The 24,071-nt window shown below is 70.7% G+C and carries 22 protein-coding genes and 1 pseudogene; 16 read left to right on the top strand and 7 right to left on the bottom strand.

Translation table 11 applies throughout. The features are described from left to right. From AB1K54_RS15285 to AB1K54_RS15250, 8 genes are all read left to right on the top strand, one after another. Positions 1-127, top strand: a 127-nt coding sequence (locus tag AB1K54_RS15285) for an integrase core domain-containing protein (protein ID WP_371203617.1), incomplete at its 5' end; no start/stop codon positions are given. Positions 128-356: 229 nt separating this feature from the next. Continuing rightward, positions 357-845, top strand: a complete 489-nt coding sequence (locus AB1K54_RS15280; RefSeq protein WP_371203615.1) for a hypothetical protein — start codon at positions 357-359, stop codon at positions 843-845. Positions 846-914: 69 nt separating this feature from the next. Next, positions 915-1,148 carry an AbrB/MazE/SpoVT family DNA-binding domain-containing protein gene (locus tag AB1K54_RS15275; protein WP_371203614.1) on the top strand — a complete coding sequence of 78 codons (234 nt, stop codon included), beginning with the start codon at positions 915-917 and terminating at the stop codon, positions 1,146-1,148. Then, positions 1,132-1,548: a PIN domain-containing protein gene (locus AB1K54_RS15270; RefSeq protein ID WP_371203613.1), complete on the top strand. Its 417-nt coding sequence runs from the start codon at positions 1,132-1,134 to the stop codon at positions 1,546-1,548. The genes AB1K54_RS15275 and AB1K54_RS15270 overlap by 17 nt, the downstream gene beginning before the upstream one ends. Positions 1,549-1,599: 51 nt before the next feature. Continuing rightward, on the top strand, positions 1,600-2,280 hold the full coding sequence (locus AB1K54_RS15265) for a TetR/AcrR family transcriptional regulator (protein ID WP_371203612.1): 681 nt from the start codon (positions 1,600-1,602) through the stop codon (positions 2,278-2,280). Further along, complete coding sequence (locus tag AB1K54_RS15260; RefSeq protein WP_371203611.1) at positions 2,277-3,110, top strand: hypothetical protein; 834 nt, start codon at positions 2,277-2,279, stop codon at positions 3,108-3,110. Before AB1K54_RS15265 ends, AB1K54_RS15260 begins: the two co-directional genes overlap by 4 nt. Then, complete coding sequence (locus AB1K54_RS15255; protein ID WP_371203610.1) at positions 3,107-4,918, top strand: YhgE/Pip family protein; 1,812 nt, start codon at positions 3,107-3,109, stop codon at positions 4,916-4,918. The genes AB1K54_RS15260 and AB1K54_RS15255 overlap by 4 nt, the downstream gene beginning before the upstream one ends. A gap of 272 nt (positions 4,919-5,190) precedes the next feature. Further along, positions 5,191-7,881: a penicillin acylase family protein gene (locus AB1K54_RS15250; RefSeq protein WP_371203609.1), complete on the top strand. Its 2,691-nt coding sequence runs from the start codon at positions 5,191-5,193 to the stop codon at positions 7,879-7,881. Positions 7,882-7,945: 64 nt separating this feature from the next. Here AB1K54_RS15250 and mnhG read toward each other — a convergent pair whose 3' ends face one another. From mnhG to AB1K54_RS15220, 6 genes are read right to left on the bottom strand one after another with little or no spacing between them, the layout of a single operon-like run. Further along, a complete protein-coding gene (gene mnhG / locus AB1K54_RS15245) occupies positions 7,946-8,302 on the bottom strand; it encodes a monovalent cation/H(+) antiporter subunit G (protein ID WP_371203608.1) in 357 nt (118 codons plus the stop codon). Further along, positions 8,299-8,568, bottom strand: coding sequence for a monovalent cation/H+ antiporter complex subunit F (locus AB1K54_RS15240; protein WP_371203607.1), 270 nt, complete (start codon positions 8,566-8,568; stop codon positions 8,299-8,301). Before AB1K54_RS15240 ends, mnhG begins: the two co-directional genes overlap by 4 nt. Beyond that, positions 8,565-9,149 (bottom strand): Na+/H+ antiporter subunit E, encoded by a 585-nt coding sequence (locus AB1K54_RS15235; RefSeq protein ID WP_371203606.1) that lies wholly within the window; start codon positions 9,147-9,149, stop codon positions 8,565-8,567. The genes AB1K54_RS15240 and AB1K54_RS15235 overlap by 4 nt, the downstream gene beginning before the upstream one ends. Further along, positions 9,146-10,702 carry a Na+/H+ antiporter subunit D gene (locus AB1K54_RS15230; protein ID WP_371203605.1) on the bottom strand — a complete coding sequence of 519 codons (1,557 nt, stop codon included), beginning with the start codon at positions 10,700-10,702 and terminating at the stop codon, positions 9,146-9,148. The genes AB1K54_RS15235 and AB1K54_RS15230 overlap by 4 nt, the downstream gene beginning before the upstream one ends. Then, on the bottom strand, positions 10,699-11,235 hold the full coding sequence (locus AB1K54_RS15225) for a Na(+)/H(+) antiporter subunit C (protein ID WP_371203604.1): 537 nt from the start codon (positions 11,233-11,235) through the stop codon (positions 10,699-10,701). The genes AB1K54_RS15230 and AB1K54_RS15225 overlap by 4 nt, the downstream gene beginning before the upstream one ends. Further along, complete coding sequence (locus tag AB1K54_RS15220; RefSeq protein WP_371203616.1) at positions 11,232-14,165, bottom strand: Na+/H+ antiporter subunit A; 2,934 nt, start codon at positions 14,163-14,165, stop codon at positions 11,232-11,234. Before AB1K54_RS15220 ends, AB1K54_RS15225 begins: the two co-directional genes overlap by 4 nt. Positions 14,166-14,318: 153 nt before the next feature. Between AB1K54_RS15220 and AB1K54_RS15215 the strand changes: the two genes are divergently transcribed. After that, positions 14,319-15,884: a hypothetical protein gene (locus AB1K54_RS15215; RefSeq protein ID WP_371203603.1), complete on the top strand. Its 1,566-nt coding sequence runs from the start codon at positions 14,319-14,321 to the stop codon at positions 15,882-15,884. On the opposite strand, the gene AB1K54_RS15210 is transcribed toward AB1K54_RS15215, so the two are convergent. Beyond that, positions 15,879-16,946, bottom strand: a complete 1,068-nt coding sequence (locus AB1K54_RS15210) for a substrate-binding domain-containing protein (RefSeq protein ID WP_371203602.1) — start codon at positions 16,944-16,946, stop codon at positions 15,879-15,881. The genes AB1K54_RS15215 and AB1K54_RS15210 overlap by 6 nt on opposite strands. A gap of 61 nt (positions 16,947-17,007) precedes the next feature. Between AB1K54_RS15210 and AB1K54_RS15205 the strand changes: the two genes are divergently transcribed. The 7 genes and pseudogenes from AB1K54_RS15205 to AB1K54_RS15175 all read left to right on the top strand — a co-directional run bounded on the left by AB1K54_RS15205 (position 17,008) and on the right by AB1K54_RS15175 (position 24,066). Beyond that, complete coding sequence (locus AB1K54_RS15205) at positions 17,008-18,243, top strand: MFS transporter (protein ID WP_371203601.1); 1,236 nt, start codon at positions 17,008-17,010, stop codon at positions 18,241-18,243. Positions 18,244-18,352: 109 nt separating this feature from the next. After that, positions 18,353-19,117, top strand: a complete 765-nt coding sequence (locus AB1K54_RS15200) for an endonuclease (protein ID WP_371203600.1) — start codon at positions 18,353-18,355, stop codon at positions 19,115-19,117. Positions 19,118-19,249: 132 nt separating this feature from the next. Beyond that, positions 19,250-19,582 carry a hypothetical protein gene (locus AB1K54_RS15195; protein ID WP_371203599.1) on the top strand — a complete coding sequence of 111 codons (333 nt, stop codon included), beginning with the start codon at positions 19,250-19,252 and terminating at the stop codon, positions 19,580-19,582. A 3-nt stretch (positions 19,583-19,585) separates the two neighbouring features. After that, positions 19,586-19,792 (top strand): annotated as a pseudogene (locus AB1K54_RS15190) (endonuclease NucS domain-containing protein); the annotation flags it as partial. A gap of 213 nt (positions 19,793-20,005) precedes the next feature. Beyond that, positions 20,006-20,707, top strand: a complete 702-nt coding sequence (locus AB1K54_RS15185; RefSeq protein ID WP_371203598.1) for an HAD hydrolase-like protein — start codon at positions 20,006-20,008, stop codon at positions 20,705-20,707. Then, positions 20,700-21,953 (top strand): hypothetical protein, encoded by a 1,254-nt coding sequence (locus tag AB1K54_RS15180; protein WP_371203597.1) that lies wholly within the window; start codon positions 20,700-20,702, stop codon positions 21,951-21,953. Before AB1K54_RS15185 ends, AB1K54_RS15180 begins: the two co-directional genes overlap by 8 nt. Positions 21,954-21,987: 34 nt before the next feature. Continuing rightward, on the top strand, positions 21,988-24,066 hold the full coding sequence (locus tag AB1K54_RS15175) for a bifunctional lysylphosphatidylglycerol flippase/synthetase MprF (RefSeq protein WP_371203596.1): 2,079 nt from the start codon (positions 21,988-21,990) through the stop codon (positions 24,064-24,066). The last annotated feature ends 5 nt before the right edge of the window (positions 24,067-24,071 follow it).

Below are 24,071 nucleotides of genomic sequence, written 5' to 3'. Positions count from 1 at the left end.
AGACCAGCAGCGAGCCGCAAGCTACCCCGCCTGGCTGCACCACTACAATCACCATCGACCCCACACCGGCATCGGAGGCCAAGCACCCATCGACCGCGTCCACAACGTCAATGGGAAGAACAGTTAGAGCGCCGCTCCGCGGCTCTGGTGGGAACGCTACCTGGATTCGTGCCCGAGCCCCACGACACCTGGAGTTGTGACGGGTAGACGCGTAAGGAACCGCTGTGCGTCGTCATGCTGGTGGGCGCCGCGGGCGCGGTGGGGTGGTCCGGGGCATCCGTGTCGGATGGGTGGGGTGAAGTCGCTCCCGTAGCGTGGAGCTGTTCGTCAGGCGACGTGTGAGGGACCATGTTCGTATGCGACGGATCACCACGATCACCGCGGGCTGGTTGTGGTTGGTCGCCGCATACCTGCTGCCAGTCCTCGTCGGCGCAGTGTCGTACCTGGCCTACTACACCGCCGGGTGCCAGGACACCGCTCACGCGATCACACCCTCGCTCCAGGGCCTCTGCGCCGCGGGCGGCGCGGCTGACACCGTCCGGTGGGGAACGCTTGTCGTGCTGCTGCTGATCTGGAGCGGAGGCCTCATCCTGAGCTTGGTGACGGCGATCAGGAACCTTCGCGCGCCACAGGCCTGGGCGCTCCTGGCTACCGCCGCCATAGCGACAGCACTCGCGGTCATCGTCGGGGCCCGCGCGCAGCGCCTCGACACGTTCATCGTGCTCATCTCGGCGACTGCCGCGAGTATCTGCATCCTCGTCGTGGGCCCATTGGGTGGCGGCGTCGCGAAGTACGTCACTCATCACCGCGAGCGCCGTCGAGACGAGTTGCGCGAGACCCCCTGAGGTCCGGACTGGAGCCTCGGGTCCTGGCCGTGCGTGTGACGTGTGATGTGCACATGGTATTCTGATGCCATGCAGTCAACCATCGACAAGGCAGGTCGCGTGATCATCCCCGCCGCCGTGCGAGCGCGGCTGGGGCTCGTGCCGGGGCCGGTCGACATCGTCGTCGAAGGCACCGGCGTGCGCATCGAGGCCGTCGCGCCCGACAACCTCGCCGAGCGCGACGGCCGACTGGTGATCGCGGGGGACGGACCCTCGATCAGCGCCGACGACATCCGTGAGCTGCGCCTTGCCGACCAGCGCTGACCTGCTGCTCGACACGAGCGCGGCAATCGCCCTCGTGACGCCGACCGCCGAGACTCACGATGCCCTCACCGCTCGGACGCGTGGCGCCGTGTTGGGCCTCGCGGGGCACGCGGCGTTCGAGACGTACTCCGTGTTGACCCGCCTGCCCGGTGCCCTGCGGCTCAGCGCCACAGGCGCACGCCGGGTCATCGACGCGAACTTCCCGAGGAGCGTGTTCCTGCCGCCCCGCGACGCCGCGCGCGCACTCGCCACGCTCTCGGAGGCCGGCATCGCCGGGGGCGCGGTCTACGACGGGCTCGTGGCGCTGGCTGCGACATCCGCTCGCCTTCCTCTTCTCTCGTGCGACCGGCGCGCGCAGTCGACGTACGCAGCGCTGTCGGTGCCGGTGGAGCTGCTGTGAATCCACTCGACTAACTTGCACAGTGATGTGCAAGTTGCATAGCCTGGATGCATGACCCCCGAGACCGAAGTCCGCCGCCCGCGCCGCGATGCGGTCGAGAACCGGGCCGGCATCCTGGCTGCGGCGCACGTCGCTCTCGCCAACGATCCGCGCGCGTCGGTCGACGCCATCGCGCGGCAGGCGGGCCTCTCGCGCCGAGCGCTGTACGGACACTTCGACGACCGCGACGCCCTCGTGCGCGAACTGGTCGCGCAGGGCGCGGAACGCTTCAACGCCATCGCGACCGGCATCGACGACACTGACGCGCGCATCGCGCTCGCGCGGCTGGCCGCACGCCTGTTGGACGCGGCCGCGCACGTGCAGGTGCTCGCGGCCATCGCCCTCGACGACGCGCACGTCGCCGAGACGGCCGACGCGCTCGCCCCGCTGCGACGCACCGTCGCGCGGATCGTCCACGACGGGCAGGGCGAGCACGTGCTGCGCGAAGACGTCGCCGCCCCCACGCTCGCGCGCCTGGTCGAAGAGACCGCGCGCACGGTCATCACACGAATGGATGCCTCGGCCCCCGAAGCCGGGCTACTCGCGGTGCGAGCGGTGCTGAGCATCGCCGGCCTCTCGTGGCGCGAGTCCGAAGAGCTGCTCGGCGCGCATCCCGAGGTGCTCGAGTCGGCCAGCGCCCAGGCCGAGGCGCCCGAGGCGGCAGCCGCGCCGGTCGAGGCGGCGAGCGCGTGAAGGTCGTTCTCGACGGCGTCGCCAAGGGCCGCCGCGCGCACGCGCTGCCGGCGACCTCGCTCGCGTTCGAGTCCGGACGCGCCACCCTCGTCACCGCCGAGACCGACCAGCGGCCGACCGTGCTCGGGCTCATCGCCGCGGGACGCATGCGCCCGAGCGTGGGCCGGGTCGAGGTCGACGGGCGGGCGGATGATCTCGATACGCGTCGGCGCGTTGCGCGCGTCGGCGCACTCGATCCGGCGGCCGCGGCGATGCGCCGCCGCATCGCGCTGGTCGACGCCCCCGGCGTGTCCGATCCCGAGCCGAACGTGACGCTCGCCGGCGTCGTCGCCGAAGAGCTGATGTTCGCCGGACGCCGGTCGGACCCCGTGGCCGTGCGCCGCTGGCTCGACGAGCAGGGACTCGGCGGCGAGGCATCCGTCCCCGTCTCGAACGTTGCGCCCGCCGCACGCGTTCGTGCCCTGTGCGAGCTTGCGGTGCTGCGCCCGGGCGTCGAGGGCGTCGTGCTCGTGTCACCCGACCGACACGGGGGCGAGCCCGGCGACTGGTGGACGATCGCCGAGTCGCTGGCGGCGCACGGGTACGCGGTGCTCGTGATCGCGGGGCGGGCATCGCAGTCGGTGCTCGAGACCACGCCCCGTCGAGACCGCGGTTCCTCGCCGAGCGACCACGCCACCACCGCGAACGACACGGTCGTTCGGCGAGAAACTGCGGTCTCGGCATCCGTCCGCACGCCCGACCACCCAAGGCCGAGCCGCGTGCGGCTGCGCCGCGCGACCGCCAGGCCCACCGCCCGCACGACCGCCCGCACGAAGGGCGGCCGCGCATGAAGGTCCCCCAGATGATCCTCGCCGAGCTGCGCCGGCTCACCTCGACGCGCATGTCGGTCCTCGCCCTCGTCGCGCTGATCGCCGTGCCGATCCTGTACGGCGGACTGTACCTGTGGGCGAACCGCGACCCCTACGGCCAGCTCGACCAGGTGCCCGTCGCTCTCGTCGTCGCCGACACCGGCGCAGAGCTCAACGGCACCGACCGCAACCTCGGCGACGAGGTCGCGCAGGAGCTCATCGAAGACGGCACGTTCGACTGGCACCGCACGACCGCCGACGCGGCCGACGCGGGCCTCGACGACGGCGCGTACGACTTCGCCGTCGAGGTGCCCGCCGACTTCACGGCATCCATCGCCTCGCTCACCACCGCCGCTCCGCACACCGCCGACATCGTGCTGCACACGAGCGACGCCAACAACTACCTCGCCTCGACGATCGGCACGCAGGCGGTCGAGAAGATCCGCGCGACGGTCACCGAGAAGGTGGTCGCCGAGGCGGGTCTCACGATGCTCGATGCCCTCGACACGATCCGGGTGCAGTTGACGGATGCCGCAACCGGCGCCTCGCAGCTGGTCGACGGTCTCGCGCAGGCGGGCAGCGGCGCGTCCCAGCTCGCGTCGGGCTCGGCCGCCCTCGCCGACGGCACAGCCCAGCTGCGCGACGGAGCCGCGCAGCTCGCCGGAGGCGCCGCCCAGGTGGCAGACGGCACGGCGCAGCTCGACGCCGTCGCCGATCGTGTGGGCGCGGCATCCGCTCAGGCCATCGGCGCGCTGCCGCAGGCGCGCGCCGACATCGCGGCCAAGCTCGCTGCCGCTGGCCTCGACCAGACGCAGATCGACGAGGTGCTCGCGACGCTCAACCCCGTCGGCGACCGACTGCGCACGGTCGATCAGCGCGTGCAGGACGCCGTCGCGCAGGTCGACCAGCTCGACGACGGCGCCCACCAGGTCGCCGCGGGTTCGGCCACGCTCGCATCGGGCACCACGGCCGCCGCCGACGGCGCCGCGCAGCTGCGCGACGGTGCGGCCGCGCTAGGTGGCGGTCTCACGCAGCTCGAAGACGGGGCGACGCAGCTGCGCGACGGCCTCGCCGACGGGGCGGCCGAGCTTCCCGCGTTCGACGCCGACACACGCCGCGCGCAGGCCGACACCCTCGCGGCGCCGGTCGAGGTCGAGCGCTCGTCGCTCACGCAGGCGCAGAACTACGGCGCGGGGCTCGCGCCGTTCTTCGCCGCCCTGGCCGGATGGATCGGCATCTACGCGCTGTTCCTCATCGTCAAGCCCGTCTCGAAGCGCGCCGTCACAGCGCTGCACTCCCCCATCCGCATCACACTGGCGGGGTGGGCGACGCCGGCCCTCCTGGGCGGCGTGCAGATGATCGGCCTGTTCGGCGTGCTGTCGCTCGCGCTCGGCTTCTCGTTCGCGCATCCGCTCGCGACGCTCGGAATCCTGCTGCTCGCCTCGGCGACGTATGCCGCGATCGTGCTCGCGCTGAACGTGTGGCTCGGCTCGGTCGGACAATTCCTCGGACTCGTGCTCATGGTGCTGCAGCTCGTGACCGCGGGCGGCACGTTCCCGTGGCAGACACTGCCGGCCCCGCTCGCGGCCCTGCACCACGTGTTGCCGATGGGCTACGTCGTCGATGCGATGCGCCAGGTGATGTACGGCGGCAGCACCGGCCGGCTGTGGCTCGACCTGTCAGTCCTCGCCGTGTGGCTCGTCGGCGCGGGCGCCGTGGCGGCGGTCGGCGTCACCCGCATGACGCACTTCCGCACGCTGCGCGACCTGCAACCGAGCATCATCGGGTGACCGATGCCCGCCCCGCGGCCCCGCGGGATCGGTCACCGAATCAGGTGATTTCACCGGCTTAGGCCCCCGCCACCCCACCGCGTCATACCCCCGGTGAACTCACCCGACGACGAGCGGATGCCGCGACTCGCGCCCACACCCAGCTTTTTGGCGCCGGTGGGGCGCCGGGTTAGGATCCCCGGACAGTGCTCTCGCGCGACCGAACGCGCGACACCGAGGATCGCGGTGCCTGGCATCGAGTTCCTCCGCCGAAACTGGAAAGGACTTCGATGATGAAGACCGTACCCTCACCCGACGCCGGACAGAGCGCTCCGGCCGAAGCCGAGCGCCCGCGCAAGCGCACCGTTGGCCGTACGATCGGCCTCGCCGTGTACGGCATCGTCGCGGGCGTCGTGGCGATCGCGCTGATCGCCGTCGGCGCCATCGCCTTCACCGTGCAGCGCTCGTTCCCGCAGCTCGGCGGCGAAGCCGCCCTGGCCGGACTGAACGCGCCGGTGACCGTACAGCGCGATGCGCTCGGCATCCCCACCATCACGGCGACCGACACGCACGACCTGTTCTTCGCGCAGGGCTTCGTGCACGCGCAGGACCGCTTCTGGGAGATGGACTTCCGCCGGCACCTCACAAGCGGCCGACTGTCAGAGCTGTTCGGCCAGTCGCAGCTCGGCACCGACCAGTTCCTGCGCACGCTCGGCTGGCACGACATCGCCGAGCAGGAGTACGAGCTGCTCGACGACACCACGAGGAACTACTACGATGCGTACGCCGAGGGCGTCAACGCGTATCTCGCCGACCACCAGGGAGCGGATGCCTCGCTCGAGTACGCCGTCCTCGGCTTGCAGAACTCCGACTACGAGATCGAGCCCTGGACCCCTGCCGACTCGATCGCCTGGCTGAAAGCCATGGCCTGGGACCTGCGCACCAACGTCAAGGAAGAGACCGAGCGCGCGATCGCCGCCGAGACGTTCACCGAGTCCGAGATGGCGGAGCTGTACCCCCGCTACCCGTTCGACACGAACCCGGTCATCGTCCCGAAGGTCACCACCGACGCGCCCCCGCCGACCGCGAGCGCGGAACCGGCTGAGGCCGGCACCGGCGACCTCGCCTCGGGCGACACCGCGGGCGGCGGGGATGCCGCAGGTGTGGGTGCCGACGCCGTCACCGCGACCGCTTCGGTGGACTGGCATGAGGTCTCGGGTGTCGTGGCCGCCGTCGACGCCCTCCTGGGCGCCGCGGGCGAGGGCATCGGCTCGAACTCATGGGTCATCTCGGGCAAGCTCAGCGAGACCGGAGAGCCCCTGCTGTCGAACGACCCGCACCTCGGGGCGGCTCTGCCGAGCGTGTGGTACCAGGTGCAGCTCACGTGCGCGAACGTCGGCGCGGACTGCCCGTTCGACGTGGCCGGCTTCAGCTTCTCGGGCCTTCCGGGGGTGGTCATGGGCCACAACGACCGTATCGCGTGGGGCTTCACCAACCTCAGGGCCGACGTCACCGACCTGTACCTCGAGAAGGTCGAGGGCGACCAGTACTGGCGCGACGGCGCACTCGTTCCGCTCGACGAGCGCACCGAGACGATCAAGGTGGCTGGTGGCGACGACGTGCCGCTGACCATCCGCTCGACCGCCAACGGCCCGATCGTGTCCGGCCTCACGGGCGAGTTCACCACGATCGCCGACGATCCGTACGTCGGCACCAGCGGCCTCATCGCCGAGCCCGCGAACCCGCCGACCGGCGAGTACGCCGTGAGCCTCAAGTGGACCGCGCTCACCCCCGGCATGGCCCCTGCGGCCCTTCTCGCCATCGACCGCGCGCAGAGCTTCGCGGACTTCCGTGCCGCGGCGGCGCTGTTCGAAGTGCCCGCGCAGAACCTCATCTACGCCGACGTCGACGGCAACATCGGGTATCAGACGCCCGGCAAGCTGCCGATCCGCGGCGCCGGCGACGGCTCGATGCCGCAGCCCGGCTGGGATTCGGCCTACGACTGGCAGGGGTACATCCCGTTCGAGGCGCTTCCGGTGGTCTACAACCCCGAGAGCGGGTACATCGTCACCGCGAACAACGCCGTCATCGCCGACGATGACTCTGACCTCCGCACGCCGGACTGGGACATCGGCTGGCGTGCGGCGCGCATCGCCGACCTGATCGAGCGCCGTTCGGCGAACGGAAAGCTGACCGCCGACGACATGCGTGACATCCAGGCCGACAATGAGTTGTGGATCGGCAAGCGCCTGGCTGCCGCGTACGCGCAGATCAAGACGGGCGATGACAAGACGGATGCCGCCCTCGCGCTGCTCCACGACTGGGATGCGCAGAACGACTCCGACTCCCCCGCTGCCGCGTACGCGAACGTCCTGTGGGACACGCTCGCGCAGAGCATCTTCGTCGAGGGTCGCGACCGCCCCGCCTCGGTCTCGGGCCAGGCGCGCCTGTTCCTGGTGGTCGATCGGCTGCTTGAGAACCCCGACTCCGACTGGTGGAAGAATCCGGCGATCTCGGTGACCGGCCAGCAGGAGATGCTCGTGCACGCGGCGCGCACCGCCTACGACCGGCTGGCCGCGCTGCAGGGCGCGAGCCCGTCGAATTGGAAGTGGGGCACGCTGCACGCGCTCACGCTGCGCAACGGCAGCTTCGGCGAGTCGGGCATCGCGCCGATCGAATGGCTCTTCAACCGCGGCCCGTACCCGGTGGGGGGCGGGGCGTCGATCCCGAACGCGACGGGCTGGGAGATCGGCACGGACTTCTCGACCGTCACCGTGCCGTCGATGCGCATGATCGTCGACCTGTCCGACTTCGACGCCTCTGGGTGGAACCACCTCACCGGAGCCAGCGGCCACGCGTTCCACCCGAACTACGTCGACCAGACCGCGACATGGCAGGCGGCAGACACGACGCCGTGGGCCTACTCGGCCGACGCGGTCGCCGCGGCCACGACCGACACGCTGACGCTCGTTCCGGCATCCTGACCCCCTGGGGCGTGTCCCACTTCTTCGGCTGAGTGCGCCCGTCCAGCCGAAGAAGTGGGACGCGCTACCCGCCGGAGGCCGGAGGGGTGCGGCGGGACTCCGCGAGCTCGTCGACGAGCAGCGAGCGGGACTCGATCGTGCCGTTGCGGTAGGCCTGCCGCGCGACCATGTGCGCCGACAGCGGCGCGGCCGCGAACTGGATCAGCACGACCGGAACGAGAAACGCGACCACCGGCCACGACCGCAGCGAGAGCGCGATCGCGCTGCAGATGAGCAGGACCCCGAGAACCTGCGGCTTGGTCCCCGCGTGCAGGCGCGACGGCACGTCGCGGAACCGCAGCAGGCCGATCGCGGCGGTCAGGCACAGCAGCGCGCCCGCGAGGATCAGCACGAGCACGACGACGTCGATCCAGTCGTTCATTTGTCCTGCGCGTCCCTTCTCGCCACGAACCGCGCGATCGCGATCGAGCCGAACACGCCGATCGCCGCGATGATCAGCAGCACCGGCAAGGTCTTGGTGTGGTGATTGATCGCCATATCGGCGCCCAGCACGCACATCACCTCGGTGAGCAGCACATCCGATGCCACGGCCCGGTCGAGAATCGAAGGGCCGACGACCACGCGCCACAGCGTCAGCAGCGCGGCCGCTGTGAACACGGCGTACACGACGATCAGCAGAATGCTCATGCGGCCCGCCTCTCGGATCGGATGCGCTCGAGCTGGGCGCGCGAGCCGACCGCACGCACGATGCGCGCCTCCCACCGCAGCACGCTCGCACGCTGCTTCTCGATGTCGGCGCGGTCGCGCACCCCGATCACATGCAGGTAGAGGATGCGCCGGTCGCGGTCGGCCTCGAGAATCAGCGACCCCGGGATCAGCGACGCGGTGACGGCGGTGTGGGTCATGATGAGGTCGTCGTCGATGTGCATGTGGACGGCGATGACGGCACTGCGCGGCGGACGGCGGGGGTCGAGCACGAGCCATGCCACCGAGAGGGCGCCGTGTACGACCGCGCCCAGGAACGCCAGCACGAACACCAGTCCCCACCACAGGTTCACGCGCCCCGAGAGCTCGACCGGCGGAAGCCGGAACACGCGAGTCACCGCGACTGCGGCGATGAGTCCGGTGAAGAACGCGGTCCACGTGAACTGCCCCCACAGCATCATCCACAGCAGGATCAGCCACACGAAGAACGGCAGCTGACGCCACACTCGCACGAGGGCGATGCGCGCACGCTCGGCGGGCGTGGCATCCGGAGCAGGGCTCATGACGCCACCTCCTCTTCGAGCTGCACCAGCGTGACCCGCTCGAACAGCGCCTCGCCGATGCGCGCGCACAGGTGGAACAACGGCCCGGCGAACAGCGTGAGCGCGATGGTCACGGCGACCATGCCGGCAGTCGCGGCGGTCATGATGCGCGGGATCATGCGCCGCTCGGTCTGCACCGCGGCGGCGGGGGCGGCGCCGAGGTATTCGATGCGCGCCTCGGTCTCGGCCGAGTCGTCCTCTTCGCGCCAGAACGACAGGTTCCACGCGCGCATGAGCGCGTAGAGGGTGAGCAGGCTGGTCACCACGCCGCCGACGATCAGCACGATCATGATGGGCGTGCCGACGGATGCCGCGGCTTCGAAGAGCGCGAATTTTCCGATGAACCCCGAGAAGGGCGGGAGCCCCCCGAGGTTCACCGCGGGAATGAAGTAGAGCACGGCGATCACCGGGGCCGCGCGCATGAGGCCCTTCACCCGCAGGATCGAGGTGCTGCCCGCGCGGCGCTCGACGAGCCCCACCGCCAGGAACAGCGTGGTCTGCACCACGATGTGGTGGACCATGTAGTAGATCGTCGCGCCGATGGCCGCGGGCGTGCCGATCGCGAGTCCGAAGATCATGTACCCGATGTGGCTGACGAGCGTGAACGACAGGATGCGCTTGAGCTCGGCCTGCGCGACCGCGCCCAGCACACCGACGATCATCGTCGCGAGCGCGGCGATCATCAGCACGAAGTTGACGTCGTTGCCTTGGAACAGCTGGGTCTCGGTGCGGATGATGGCGTATACGCCGACCTTGGTCAGCAAGCCGGCGAAGACGGCCGTGACCGGCGCAGGCGCGGTCGGGTACGAGTCGGGCAGCCAGAACGACAGCGGGAAGACCGCCGCCTTGATGCTGAACGCGAGCAGCAGCGTGACGTGCAGCACGAACTGGGTCTGCTGCGGCAGCTCGACCATGCGCTCAGAGATCTGCACCATGTTCACTGTGCCCAGCGCCCCGTAGATCATCGCGATCGCCGACAGGAACAGCACCGACGACACAAGTGACACGACGATGTAGACGACGCCGGTGCGGATACGCGACTCCGTGCCCCCGAGCGTGATGAGCACGAAAGAGGCGACCAGCAGGATCTCGAACCCGACGTACAGGTTGAACAGGTCGCCGGCGATGAACGCGTCGAAGATGCCCGCCGCGAGGATCAGGTACGACGGGTGGAAGATCGACACCGGAGTGTCGTCGTCTCCGTCTGCGGCACCCTGCCCGACCGAGAAGAGCAGGACCGCGAGCAGCACGATGCTCGAGACGACCACCAGCAGCGCCGCGAGCCGGTCGACGTAGAGCACGATGCCCACCGGCACGGGCCATCCGCCCACCGACACCGCGAACGGGACGCCCCCGTTGTCGACCGCGAACAGCAGCACCGCCGCGATCACGCAGACGACGCTCAGCGTGATGATCGACACCACGATCTGGGCGCGGCGGTGCCGACCTGCGATCAGCGCGATCGCCGCGCCCAGCAGGGGCAGCACCACCAGCAGCGGTACGAGCGCGTTCATGAGCCCCCACCCCCGTCTCGCGGCTCGTCGCGGTCGTCGGTGGGCGCCTCGTCGCGCAGCCCGGGCACGTCACGGGCGTGCAGCACCACGATCGGGGCGGTTTCGACGCCGACGAAGTCGGTCGTCGCGTCGTCGTCGGCGTCTTCGATCTCGGTCTCGTCGTCCATGGTCACTTCGACGGTGCGGGCGCGCAGCGCGACATCCTCTTCGTCGTCCTCGACGGTGTCGGCCTGGCCCAGCTGCCACGACCGGTAGATCAGGGCCAGCAGGAACGCCGAGATCGCGAACGTGATGACGATCGCCGTGAGCGTCAGCGCCTGCGGCAGCGGATCGGACATGTCTTCGGGGGAGGCCTCGCCGAAGAAGGGCGCGGGCCCGGGCTGTCCCATCACGATGAGCAGCAGCAGGTTGGTCGCGTTGCCGAGCAGCAGAAAGCCGATCAGCACACGCGTGAGGCTGCGCTCGAGCATGGCGTACACGCCGCATGCGAACAGCACCGCCATGACGACGATGAGCACGAGCGACACGTTCATGCGCTGACCTCCCGCTCCCGCGAAGGGGTCGGGGATTCAGTCGTCTGCCGATCGACCTCGGCGCCGAGGCTGCGCAGCACGTCGAGCACGAGCCCGATGACCACGAGGTACACGCCGATGTCGAACACCGTCGACGTCACGAACTCGACGTGGCCGAGCAGCGCGACCTCGCCCTCCCACGAGTAGCTCGTGAGCGGCGGGTCGCCGAGGAACACCGGCAGCACCGCGCACGCGACGGCGATCGACATGCCCACTCCGAGGAGGCGCCCCGCGTCGGTGGGCGCGGCTGCGCCCAGCTCGTACCGGCCGCCGGCGATGTAGCGCATGACCAGCGCCATGCCCGCGACCAGTCCCCCGGCGAACCCGCCGCCGGGCAGGTTGTGGCCTGCGAACAGCAGATAGAGCGACACGACGATGATCGTGTGAAAGAGGATCCGCACGACCACCTCGAGCATGATCGAACGGTTCTCGGGCCGCACGCGGCGCCCGCCCACAAGCCACGCCATGCGTGCGCCGGGGGCTTCGCGCCGCGTCTTGAGCCCGTCGTCGGTCTCGACCAGCGGCGCCCGCGCGCGCCCCGCACTCCTCGGGAGGGCCGCCGTGCCCGAGAGCGTGTCGGCGCGATGGGTCACGAAGACGAGGGATGCCACGCCCGTCGCCGCGAGGATCAGCACCGACAGCTCACCCATCGTGTCCCACCCGCGCAGATCGACGAGAGCCACGTTCACGACGTTGCGGCCGTGACCGAGGTGATACGCCAGATCGGGGAACGCGATCGAGTCGGACTGATCCTGCCGAGCGGAGGTGGCCACGATGGCCACGATCGCCATCGTGACACCAACCGCTCCGGCCAAGATCGCGCGTCCGATGGGCGCGGCCGATCCGTTGTGCTCACCGAGTCGCGAGGGGATCCGGCGCAGCACGAGCGCGAAGGCCACCAGGGTCACCGTCTCGACGAGGATCTGCGTGAGGGCGAGATCGGGTGCGCCGCTCGTCGCAAACAGCAGCACCATGCCCAGGCCCGTCACCGACACGAGCACCACGCCGGTGTAGCGCTTGCGCGCGCGCACCGCGATGAAGCCGGCGAGGATCATCACGGGCGCGACCGCGAGCTGCACCGGCGTCTGGTAGGCATCGAGCGCGGCCTTCCACTCCGAGCCCGCCAAGATCACGGTGCCTTCGGCGGCGATCAGCACGACGAAGATCGTCCCGACGTACACCGGCAGCGAACCGCGCTGCGTCAGGCTCGTCGTCACCACCGAGGCCCGCGCGATGCCACGCAGCATCGTGTTGTACACGTCGCTCGCGGTGAACGGCAGCATGCGCTTTGCCCACGAGCGCATCGCGGTGAGCCAGAAGACGCCGAACCCGACGACGATCGCGGTGAGCGAGATCCACAGGGCCGGCTCGAACCCGTGCCACAGCGCGAGGTGCGCCGCGTGACCGGGAGCGGGCACGCCCGCCGACGCGGCCGGCGCGGTGTCGGCGTACGGCGCCAACGCGGTGTCCAGCAGCGGAGCGCACAGCCCCGCGATCAGGCCGAGCGACGACAGCACGACCGGCGCGGCGACGAATCCGATCGGCGGATCGGGCCACGCGGTCGCGGTGCGCGCGACGCCCGAATCCTTCTTCGTCCAGAACGCGCCCCACAGGAACCGGATGCCGTACGCGGCGGTGAGCACGGACCCCAGCGCCACTCCCGAGACCGCCACGATGCCCCACGGCGCGCCGTGCTGCGCCTCGTAGAGCAGCGCGGCGAGGGCTGACTCCTTCGCGACGAACCCGATGGTGGGGATGATGCCGGCCATCGAGGCGACAGCGAGGAACGAGAAGGTCGCCAGCACCGGCGCCTGGCGGCCGACGCCGCTGAGCTCGCCGATGTCGCGCGTCGAGAGCTGCCGGTCGATCACGCCGACGACCAGGAACAGTGCGGACTTGAACAGCGCGTGGCCGACCAGCAGCGCCAGGCCCGCGAGGGCCGCATCGCGCGTGCCGTAGCCGAGAACGACCGCCAGCAGGCCCAGTTGGCTCACCGTGCCGAAGGCCAGGATGCGCTTGAGATCGGCCTCGCGCAGCGCCTGCAGCCCGCCGAGGAGCATGGTGAACACACCCAGCGAGATCACGATCGGCCGCCAGGTCGGCGCGACGGCGAACACCGGCGCCAGACGCGCGATGAGGTAGATGCCCGCCTTCACCATCGCGGCCGCGTGCAGGTAGGCGCTGACCGGCGTGGGCGCCGCCATGGCGCCGGGAAGCCAGAAATGGAACGGGAAGATCGCCGACTTGCTGAGCGCGCCGACGAGGATCAGGACGAGTGCCGCATCCACCACCGGTCCGGTGGGAGCCTCGGCGAGGATCGTCGAGAGGCTCGACGTGCCGGCGTCGACGACGAGCAGCACCACCCCGATCAGCATCACGAGCCCGCCGAGCGTGGTCACCAACAGCGCCTGAAGCGCCGCACGGCGGCTCGCGGCGCGGCGATGGTAATACCCGATGAGCAGGTAAGACAGCACGCTCGTGATCTCCCAGAACATCACCAGCACGATGAGGTCGTCGGTGAGCACGAGCCCGTACATCGCGCCCGCGAAGGCGAGCAGCACCGCCGAGAACTGCCCGACTCCCTCGGTCTTGTCGGCGAAGTACCAGCGGCAGTAGACCATCACGAGCGCGCCGACGCCGGTGACGATGATCGCCATGACCCAGCCGAGGGCGTCCATGCGCATCGACAGAGAGACGCCGAGGGCGGGGATCCAGTTGTATTCCTCGAACGGAATCTGCCCCGACAGCACCTGCGGGGTCAGCATCACGGCGTGAACGAACGCGGCCAGCGGAACGACCGCCCCGACGAAGAACGCGCGAGCGCCGATGCGCGACACCAGCCATGGCAGCGCGAGCGGGAGGATCGCGAACGCTGCAAGGACGGCCAGCATCATCGGGCCTCCTCGAGAGTCGTCGCAGCGCGGGGGTCGCTGTGCGGGCGGTCGGGGTCGTCCGGACGAGTCTAGCGGTCGGTCAGACCCGCCGAAGCGCCAGATGTCACGACCTTCGCGTCTCTCGCGCTGCGCGCGTGCCAGAGTGGTGCCGTGGTCGCAGCATCCGCTCTGGGCCTGCCGCGATGGGCGAGGGAATGCGTCGCGGGCGCGGTCGCGACGGCGCTCGCGGTGATCGTGGTGGGCGCACTCGCGGCAGGCGATCGGGCAGAGGTGCTCTTTCGCGACGCCGATTCGCTGTTCCCCGCGCTGCTGGTGAACTCCCTCGCCGCAGGCCAGCCCCAGGACTGGGCACTGTCGCCCGCCTTCTTCATTCCCGAGGTCGCCCTCTTCGCCATGCTGAGGCTCATCGCCGCGCCGCTGGGAGTGGGGCTCGAGGGCACGCTCGCCATCAACGGGGTCGTGAACCTGGTCGCGCTGTACGGCGCGATGCGGATCGCCTCGGGCTCTGCTCGCGTCGCACGCGCCCCCGTGGCCGGCGCGCTTCTCGCCTTCGGCGCGTTCGCGCTGCTCGCCATCACCGAGACCACCGCGGTGCGCGACTCGTTCCAGTTCGCGTCGATGGTCGCCTTCACGACGTACTACAGCGCGACCGCGATCGGCGCGGTGGCGGTCGTGGGCCTCGCGCGGCGCGCACTCGATCGCATCACCACCGGATCACGGATGCCCCTCCCCCACCTGCTCGTGATCGGGGCGGTGGCCGCGGCATCCGTCTTCAGCAACCCGCTGTTCGCGGTCTGGGCGACCTTTCCGGTCACCGTGCTCGCACTGGGCGTCGCCTTCTGGAGACGTATGCCGCACCAGTTATGGATCGTCGTGGCCGTCGTCGGCGGCTCGGGCGCCGGGTATCTGCTGCGCTACACGGTTGCCCGCTGGATCGCCCCGACCACGGCGCCCTACGCCGAGCCGGACCGCTGGCGGGACACGATCGGCTATCTCGGCGGGCTCCTCGGCGACCGCGCGACCGCTCCGTGGGGCTGGGCCGGCGCTCTGCTCGTCGTCGCGATGCTCGCGACCGGTGTGGTCGCCACGGTCGTGCTGGTGCGTCGCCGGAGCACCGGCACCGCGTTCGTCGCGGCCTACGCGTGGACGGCGCCGCTGCTGATCGCCGTCGGGGCCGTCGCCGTCGGCACGCACGCGGCCCGCTACCTGCAGCCCTTCGCGTTCGCCTCAGCCCTCGCGCTCACGGTGCTTCCCGACCTCGTCGCGGCACCGGTTCTGCGCCGCAGTTCCGCGGCGATCGCCGCCACCACCGGGGGAGTGGCGCTCGCTGTGCTCGCCGGGTTCGGCGTCGTCGGCCTCACCGGCGAGGCCGACCGGCCCGACGCCGATCTGGCGTGCGTCGTCTCGTGGGTCGAGGCCTCCGGTCGCACGGGTGCGGGGCAGTTCTGGACCGTCCGGCTGCCGAAGACACACCTCTCCGACCCCCGGGCGCTCGTGCAGGTCGATCACCGGCTCAACGGGTACGCCTGGATCGTCAACCGCGACGACTTCACCGTCGGCGAGGTGTCGTTCCTGGTGCTCGACGACCAGTCCGTGCCCTTCGACCTTCCCGGCGGGCGCACTCTCGACGAAGCCGGCCTGGTCTCGTGCGGCCGCTACACGATCGCGGACTTCGGCGCCGGAGGCGCCGTGCCACTCGGCCCGCAGCGGTCATAACGTCGGCACGGATGCCGTCGTATTGCCCTCCCGGAATATGCACGTGAAGCGAACGGAATCGGCCTCTTCCTCGGCGAGCATCGCCGCCACCGCGGCGCCCGCGGCGCGACCCTTCTCGGTGGCCGGCTGCACGAGCGTGGTGAGTTCGTACGGCGCGAGACCGTCCACCACGATCCCGTCGAACCCGGTCACGCTGACGTCGACTGGCACGCGCAGCCCCGCCTCCTCGGCCGCACGCACGACCCCGGCGGCGAGCAGGTCGCTCTGCGCGATCACCGCGGTCGGACGGCGCCGCGGGTCGGCGAACAGCTCGCGGCCGGCCGCGAGGCCCTCGTCGATGAAGCTTCCGGCGGCAGCGTAGGCCGGGGCATCCGGATATATGTCGCGCACCCCCGCGAGGCGCTCGCGCGTCACCTCGACGCTGATCGTGCGCTCGTCGGCCTCGCTCATGAGCCCCCGGCGCCATCCTGCGCGCGTGGGCAACGTGACCGTCGCGACCCTGGTGTGCCCGAGCGAGCGCACATGCTCGGCCGCGCGTCGCTGCGCCTCGCGGTTGTCGAGTTCGATGCGGGGCACGCCCTCGCCCGCGTCGCCCTCGATGACGACCACCGGTATGTGCCGCGCGCGCACCGCGTCGAGCGACTCGCGCAGCACGCCGCTGCAGCCGATGAGCACGGCCGCGTCGAGGGGAGCGGTCATGAGCGACGGCGCGGGCTCGCTGACGGCCGAGGTCGGGTTCTGGTCGCGCAGCAGGAGCAGCCCCGCGCCGAGAGGGGCGACAGCTTCGGCGAGGCCGTCCATCATGAGCGTCTTCACCGGGTCGAGGAACGCCGTTCCGAGGTGCTCCTCGAACACGACGCCGACGATCCCCGACCGCCCGCGGCGCAGCGAAGCCGCGCGAGGATCGGGACCGGTGTAGCCGAGGTGCGCCGCGGCGTCGAGCACGCGTCGGCGCGTGGCATCCGAGACCGGCGTCTTGCCGCTGAACACGACGGAGGCCGTCGACGGCGAGACTCGCGCCTCGCGCGCGACGTCCGAAATGGTGGCTCGGCGCAGGCTCATCCCGTAGATCGTAACCTGTCTGTGTTCCCGCCGGTCGAATCGATTCGGTAGGCTGGCCCGCATGGTGTCTTCGCTCGCGCGATCCCAGCTCGTGCGCTGGCGGAGCGCCATCTTCGCGATCTTCCTCGCGAGCGGCCTGAGCATCGCCACGTGGGCCTCGCGCGTGCCCGCCATCAAAGACGCGATCGGCGTGGATCGCACGCAGCTGGGCCTCATGCTGCTGGTCGGCGGCCTCGCCTCGATCGTCGGCCTCTCGCTGAGCTCGCTCGTGCTCACGCGCTGGGGAGCACGGCGCGGCATGCTCACCATGATGATCGTGTTCGCGATCGGGGTCGCCACGATCGGGGTGGGCTCCGACGTCCTGCGGTCATTCGGCGTCGTGACCGTGGGGCTCGTGCTGTGGGGCTTCGGCAACGGATGCCTCGACGTGATGATGAACGTCGAGGGCGCGGCCATCGAGACGCACATGCACAAGACGATCCTTCCGCTGTTCCACGCCTTCTTCAGCTTCGGCACCGTCATCGGCGCGGGGCTCGGCTGGCTCGCGATCCACGTCGGCCTGAACGTGCTCATGCACCTCGTGATCGTGGCAGTGCTGATCCTCGTGGTCGCCTTCGTCAGCGTCGCGAACGTCCCCGCAGACGAGGCGATAGACCCCGCGACGCCCACGCAGAAGGCGGGGTGGCGCGACCGTCTATCGCTGGCACTGTCGGCGTGGAAGGAGCCGCGCACCTATGCGTTGGGCATCGTCATGCTCGGGATGTCGTTCGCCGAAGGCGGCGCGAACGACTGGCTCGCGCTCGGGATCGTCGAGGGCCACGGCGCCGAAGAGGCGTACGGCGCGGCGGGCCTGGCGGTCTTCTCGGTGAGCATGACGGTCGTCCGCGTGCTCGGCAGCCCCCTCGTGGACCGCTTCGGCCGCGTCGCGACCCTGCGCGTGCTCTCGGTCACGGCCACGGCGGGCCTGCTGCTGTTCATCCTGGCGCCGACCATTCCGCTCGTCTTCGTCGGCGCGGCGCTGTGGGGCGCAGGCGTCTCGCTCGGCTTCCCGCTGGGCATGTCGGCCGCCGCCGACGACCCCGCGAAGGCCGCGGCGCGCGTGAGCGCCGCGGCGACCATCGGCTACGTCGCGTTCCTCGCCGGCCCGCCGGTGCTCGGCTTCATCAGCGAGCAGATCGGCCTGCTGAACACGCTGTACATCCTGGTCGCGCTGATCGTGGCATCCGGAATCGCGTCCTCTGCCGCCAAGCCGCTGCCCGGCTCGCACGTCGGCGTCGGCACGGGGCGCGCCCAGTGAAACCCCTCTCACAAGCTCCTCGACGAGCCAAGACACGCCGACCCGAGGAGCGTGCGCACGGCACGTCTGGACGCGTCGTACCGCGGCCTGCCGCCGGTAGGCTCGTCGGATGCGTCTTGTCATCGCCCGCTGCTCGGTCGACTACACCGGCCGACTGACCGCGCACCTGCCGCTCGCGACCCGGCTGCTCATGCACAAGGGCGACGGCAGCCTGCTGGTGCACTCCGACGGCGGCTCGTACAAGCCGCTGAACTGGATGTCTCCGCCCTGCCGCCTCGACGTCGAGGAGCCCGACGCCGACTCTGCCGCCGCGGGCGTGGTCGAGCACTGGCGCGTGACCCACGCCAAGACGGGGGATGCTCTGCTGGTGCGCATCTACGAGGTGCTCCACGACTCGTCGCACGAGCTGGGCGTCGACCCGGGGCTGCAGAAGGACGGCGTCGAGGCCGACCTGCAGCGCCTGCTCGCCGAGCAGGTCGGGGTGATCGGCGAGAACCTCACCCTCGTGCGCCGCGAGTTCCCCACCGCGATCGGCCCGGTGGACCTGCTGCTGCGCGATCCGGCAGGCGGCACGATCGCCGTCGAGGTCAAGCCGCGCGGCGACATCGACGGCTCGATCTCTTCTACGCCTGTTCCCGGCCACGTGGCCGTCGAGGTCAAGCGCAAGGCCGGGATCGACGCTGTCGAGCAGCTGACTCGATACCTTGATCTGCTGAACCGCGATCCGCACCTTCGCCCGGTCAAAGGCGTGCTCGCCGCGCAGTCCTTCGCACCGCAGGCACGCACGCTGGCCGCCGACCGCGGGATCGACTGCGTCGTCCTCGACTACGACGCGATGAAGGGCGTCGACAGCGGGTTGCCGACGCTCTTCTAGAATCCAGGCGTGCTGATCACATCGCGTTCCGGGGACGTCATCGAGCTGCGCATCACCGCGTACCAGTAAGGCAAGTCGCCGTCGGCACCGGCGGGCGGATGGGACGAGAACTGGCTCAACGTGGCTGGGCGAGTGAAGTACGGCGAAGAGTCCTGGACGTTCCACGAGCCATGCCTGACCTCTTGGGAAGCACAGGAGTTGCTGACGTGGCTGCGACACGTCGGTCAGCAGACTCCGAGCGAGGTCGAGTTCACAGAGCCGAACCTCGCATTCGCCGCGCGCCCGGATGCCGAGGGCGGGACGACGATTGTCGTCACGCTCCAGGGCGAGTCAGCTCCGCCCGATACCTCCGACGCGGACCGCTGGGGCGCGGGCCGGGAGATCTCGTTCCGCGTCTCCGCGGACGCCCTCGTCGCTGCCGCTGAGGCCTGGGAACGTGACCTGACGGAGTTCCCTATCCGGTGAAGCGGCGACATCGACGGCGTCGAGCAGCTCACCCGCTACCTGGAGCTGCTCGGCCGCGACCCGCACCTCACGCCGGTGACGGGTGTGTTCGCCGCGCAGGAGATCAAGCCGCAGGCCAAGGTGCTCGCCGCGGATCGCGGCATCCGCTGCGACACCCTCGACTACGACGAGATGAAGGGCGTCGAGTCCGGCGCGCCGCGCCTTTTCTGACGCGCTCCGGGTCAGTGCGAAGCCTTGATGCCGAGCGCGGGCGAGATCGATTGCCGGCGCGCAGCGTGGTGTATCGAGACCCGGGCAATGGCCACACCACACCGCGGGACTTGACCGCTGCCGTTCCCTCTCTTCGCGCCCGCACGCCCCGGCTGATCACGCCAACGCGGCCGCACCGAGATCATCGACGGATCGAGGCTTAGGCTGGTGCCCATGTCGAGTCGATCGCCGTGGACGTGTGTGCTGTGGGACGTCGACGGCACGATCGTGGATGCCTCCGACGGCATCCTGCGTCGGCTCACGATCACCCTCGAGCACTTCGGCAGGCAGGCGCCCACCCGTGCCGAGCTGGTGCACTGGATCGGCCCGCCGATGTTCGAGTCGTTCCAAGTCACCGGAGGAATGACCCCCGACGGGGCGGCCGAGGCGGTCGCGTTCTACCGGGCACTCGGCAAGGCCGACGGGTACACGACGGGCGCTCGCCTGTTCGACGGCGTCGGCGGGCTCATCGAAGAGCTCGCCGCGGCGGGCGTCCCGCAGGCGACGGCGAGCTCGAAGCCTGAGCGGCAGGTTCTCGCGCTCATGGAGCACTTCGGCCTCGCGCCGTGCTTCGCGGCGATCGCGGGCGCCACCGACGACGAGCGCACGCTCGCCGGAAAGGCGCAGATCATCGCCGAGGCGCTGCGACGCCTCGAGGCGCTCGGCATCGACACGAGCCGGCCGGTGCTCGTCGGCGACCGGCACCACGACATCGACGGTGCGGCCGAGCACGGCATCCCGACCATCTTCGTGCGGTGGGGCTTCAGCTGGCCGCACGAGTCCGAGGGCGCCCAGGCCGCGGTCGACACGGTCGCGCAGCTGCGCGATCTGCTGCTGGTGACCGATGCCGCGCCCGAGGTCCCTGCCGATGGCTGAGCTCTTCGGCCGGATCCTTCCCGCGCTCGTCATCTTCGGGGTCACCGCACTGGGGGTCGCCGCGCTCGCGTGGGCGATCCACCGCGCCCGACGCTCGCCCCGGGCGCGCGCGGCCGCCGAGGCGGTGCGCCAGCGCGCCGGCTCGGCCCTCGTGCGTCTCGATGACGCACTCGACGAGCTCGAGATCGAGGTCGGCCTCTCGGGGGCGCTCTACGGGGGAGATGCCCCGACCTCGCTGCGCCGCGCGCGCATCACCGCGCAGCACGTGCGCGACGCCGCGTTCGAGCAGTTCCACCAGATCTCGACACCCAGCGCCCTCCCCGTCGACATCCGGCACACGTCCACGCAGATAGAGCGTCGATGCGACGAGGCGATGGCCACCATCGACCGCGCCCGCACCGAGCACCGTGCGTGGATGACGACGAACGTGTCGGCCGCCGCGCAGGTGGCCGCTGCGCGGGCACGCCGCGACGCGCTGCGCACTTCGATGGGCGACACCGCCGCGCTCGTGTCAGACCTCTCGGCCCGCTTCGCCGACGACGAGTGGCGCGAGGCGTCGCGCGCGGCACGCGCAGCCGGCGACGCGCTGCACAAGGCCGACGCGATCCTCGCCGAGGCCGCCGCGCACGCCGCCGACCCCTCGCGCACGGCGCTTCCCGAGCTCGCACGCGCCGAGCGCCTGCTGCGCACGGCCGAAGTCGAGTCCCGCGTGCTCGAAGAGCAGCATCGCCTCGTGACCCAGGCGGCGCTGGCGGTCCCGGGCGAGGTCGAGTCCGCCCGCGCCGCGCTGCAGCAGGCCGTCCTCATCCGCGAGCACCTCGAACCGGTCGACGCCGAGCGGCTGGGTGCCGAGCTGCGGGCGATCGACGGCGCGCTCACCGCGATCGAGACGGATGCCGCGCGCCACCCGACCCGCACGATCGACGCCCTCGCACGCGTGCGCAGCCGCCTCGACCTCGCCCTGGGCGACGCCCGCACCGCGCAGCAGCGACTGCGCGGAGCACGCACGGCACTGCCCGGAACCCTCGCCGCCGCGCGCGCCGCGGTCGCGCAGGCCGAAGCATCCGTCGCCCTCTCGCGAGCCGGTGCCGACGCCCGCTCGCGGCTGCTCTCGGCGCAGCGCGAGCTCGCCTCGGCACGGCAGTCGCAGGACCCCGTCGAGGCGCTCGACGCCGCGCGCCGCGCGATGCGCGACGCCGAAGACGCGAAGGCGCTCGTCGACTACGCCCAGCTCGGACGGGTCTAGTAGCGGTCACGACCCCGTCACTATCGTGAGGGGCATGACGACGGATGCCGCCACCCGCCCCCGCAGCGCGTTCGTGGTCGTCGTCGGGAGGCTGCCGGCGACGCTGTCGATGATCGTCGCGATCCTCGTCGTCGGTGTCGCGAGTGCGGGACTGTGGTCGCCGTTCACCCAGAGCCCGCTGTGGGATGCCGTGGCCTACGGTCTTCCCGCGCTCGAAGCCGGAAGGTGGTGGACGCCGTTCACCGGCACGTTCTTCGTGAACGAGCCGTGGGTGTTCATCCCGACGATCATCGGCTTCTTCGGCATGGCCTACCTGGAGTGGAAGCGGCGCTGGGTCGTGGCGCTAGCCTACTACTGGATCGGGCAGCTGTTCGCGGTGCTCGCGACGGCCCTGCTGCTGTGGGGGCTGTCGCAGTTCGAGTGGCAGTGGGCGCAGACCCAGGCCGCCGCCCTCGACGTCGGCGCGTCGGGCGGCACGATGGCCTGCATCGCGGCGGCGGTGGGGCTGTTCGTGGCCCCGTGGCGGGTGCGCGGCTGGCTGGTGCTGCTGTCGTTCGTGTTCGTGACGATGCTGTTCTGGGGCTCGCTCGACGACATCGAGCACCTGGTGGCGGTGCTGCTCATCTTGTTCGTCGACCGTTCGCTGCACGTCCAGCGCACTACCGTGCGAGAGCAGCGCCTCATCGCGTTCATCGCGATCGTCGTGCTCGGCCTGATCCAGATCATCACCGCGCTGGTGCCGACCGATGGGCCTTTCGGGCCCACCGATCCCGCGTCGGGCGGCGCGCTGGACATCGCCATCGACACGGTGGTGATCGCGGTCGTCGCGAACGGTCTGCGCCGCGGGCGGTTCTGGGCGTGGGTCGTCTCGGTCGTGATCGCGTCGCTCAACCTGGTGTGGGGCGCGTTCATCCTGGCGCTCATCTCCGCGTTCAGTCAGGTCGCCGTAGAGCAACGGATCGACGGCGAGACCGAGCTCGCCCTCGCGAGCGCGGCGCTGTGGGCGGTGATGCTCATCTATCTGATCTGGGTGCGGCGCGCGTTCCGCGCCAAGCGCCGCTCGACGCTCGGGCACGAGCCCGTGCCGACGGTCGCCGATGTCAAGGCGGCCCTCCACGCGCACGGCGGCGGCACGCTGTCGTGGATGACGACGTGGGACGGAAACGAGTACGCGCGCGCGGGGGAGGGCATCGTCGCCTACCAGCGACGCGCCGGCGTCGCCCTCGCTCTGGCTGACCCCATCGGTGCGGAGGCGTCGCGCGAGGCATCCGTGCGCGAGTTCATCCGCAACGCGGAATCGGCGGGGCTCGTGCCCTGCTTCTTCAGCGCCGACGAGGCGACCCGCGCGGCGGTGCCGTCGACGTGGCGCAGCATGATCGTCGCCGACGACACGATCGTCGACCTGCCGGGGCTCGAGTTCACCGGCAAGCGCTGGAACTCTGTGCGCACCGCGCTCAATCGCGCCGGACGCGAGGAGATGACGTTCCGGATGACGCGACTGACCGACGAGACGTGGGGGATCAAGGCGCAGCTGCGCGGGATCTCGGAGATGTGGGTCGGCGACAAGGGCCTGCCCGAGATGGGATTCACCCTCGGCACCCTCACCGAAGCCGCCGACCCCGAGGTGCGCCTCGCCCTCGCGATCTCGCCCGATGGCGACGTCGACGGGTTCCTGTCGTGGCTGCCCGTCTACGGCGAGGGCGGCCGCGTGCGCGGCTGGACGCTCGACCTCATGCGCCGCCGCGAGGGCGGCTTCGGACCCGTGATGGAGTTTCTGATCGGCTCATCGGCACGCCAGTTCTCAGACGAGGGCGCCGACTTCGCGTCGCTGTCCGGCGCGCCGCTCGCGCACGACTACCCACCCGATGCGGGCATGATCGCCGCGCTCAGCGACAGGCTCGCCGAAGCGCTCGAGCCGGTGTACGGCTTCCGCTCGCTCCACCGCTTCAAGGAGAAGTTCCACCCACGGTACGAGACGCTGTACCTGCTCTACCGCGACGAGGCCGATCTCACACGCATCGGCGCGGGACTGACGCGCGCATTCCTTCCGGATGCCACGCTGCGCCAGTTCGCCGAAGCCGGGATCGGCCTCGCGCGCGGCGAACACGATTGACACGC

This window comes from Microbacterium sp. BWT-B31 (assembly GCF_041379855.1).
In the GTDB taxonomy this organism is placed as follows: domain Bacteria; phylum Actinomycetota; class Actinomycetes; order Actinomycetales; family Microbacteriaceae; genus Microbacterium.
Note: the sequence above shows the minus strand (reverse complement) of the source record. Positions and strands in the feature narration are given on the sequence as shown.

Excerpts from the sequence above, each read along its gene's own strand:
- AB1K54_RS15230 (WP_371203605.1), bottom strand. The coding sequence starts at position 10,702 with ATGAACGCGCTCGTACCGCTGCTGGTGGTGCTGCCCCTGCTGGGCGCG.
- AB1K54_RS15255 (WP_371203610.1), top strand. The coding sequence starts at position 3,107 with ATGAAGGTCCCCCAGATGATCCTCGCCGAGCTGCGCCGGCTCACCTCG.
- AB1K54_RS15265 (WP_371203612.1), top strand. The coding sequence starts at position 1,600 with ATGACCCCCGAGACCGAAGTCCGCCGCCCGCGCCGCGATGCGGTCGAG.
- AB1K54_RS15240 (WP_371203607.1), bottom strand. The coding sequence starts at position 8,568 with ATGAGCATTCTGCTGATCGTCGTGTACGCCGTGTTCACAGCGGCCGCG.
- AB1K54_RS15205 (WP_371203601.1), top strand. The coding sequence starts at position 17,008 with ATGGTGTCTTCGCTCGCGCGATCCCAGCTCGTGCGCTGGCGGAGCGCC.
- AB1K54_RS15180 (WP_371203597.1), top strand. The coding sequence starts at position 20,700 with ATGGCTGAGCTCTTCGGCCGGATCCTTCCCGCGCTCGTCATCTTCGGG.
- AB1K54_RS15220 (WP_371203616.1), bottom strand. The coding sequence starts at position 14,165 with ATGCTGGCCGTCCTTGCAGCGTTCGCGATCCTCCCGCTCGCGCTGCCA.
- AB1K54_RS15235 (WP_371203606.1), bottom strand. The coding sequence starts at position 9,149 with ATGAGCCCTGCTCCGGATGCCACGCCCGCCGAGCGTGCGCGCATCGCC.
- AB1K54_RS15250 (WP_371203609.1), top strand. The coding sequence starts at position 5,191 with ATGAAGACCGTACCCTCACCCGACGCCGGACAGAGCGCTCCGGCCGAA.
- AB1K54_RS15210 (WP_371203602.1), bottom strand. The coding sequence starts at position 16,946 with ATGAGCCTGCGCCGAGCCACCATTTCGGACGTCGCGCGCGAGGCGCGA.
- AB1K54_RS15225 (WP_371203604.1), bottom strand. The coding sequence starts at position 11,235 with ATGAACGTGTCGCTCGTGCTCATCGTCGTCATGGCGGTGCTGTTCGCA.
- AB1K54_RS15175 (WP_371203596.1), top strand. The coding sequence starts at position 21,988 with ATGACGACGGATGCCGCCACCCGCCCCCGCAGCGCGTTCGTGGTCGTC.
- AB1K54_RS15280 (WP_371203615.1), top strand. The coding sequence starts at position 357 with ATGCGACGGATCACCACGATCACCGCGGGCTGGTTGTGGTTGGTCGCC.
- AB1K54_RS15200 (WP_371203600.1), top strand. The coding sequence starts at position 18,353 with ATGCGTCTTGTCATCGCCCGCTGCTCGGTCGACTACACCGGCCGACTG.
- AB1K54_RS15185 (WP_371203598.1), top strand. The coding sequence starts at position 20,006 with ATGTCGAGTCGATCGCCGTGGACGTGTGTGCTGTGGGACGTCGACGGC.
- mnhG (WP_371203608.1), bottom strand. The coding sequence starts at position 8,302 with ATGAACGACTGGATCGACGTCGTCGTGCTCGTGCTGATCCTCGCGGGC.
- AB1K54_RS15275 (WP_371203614.1), top strand. The coding sequence starts at position 915 with ATGCAGTCAACCATCGACAAGGCAGGTCGCGTGATCATCCCCGCCGCC.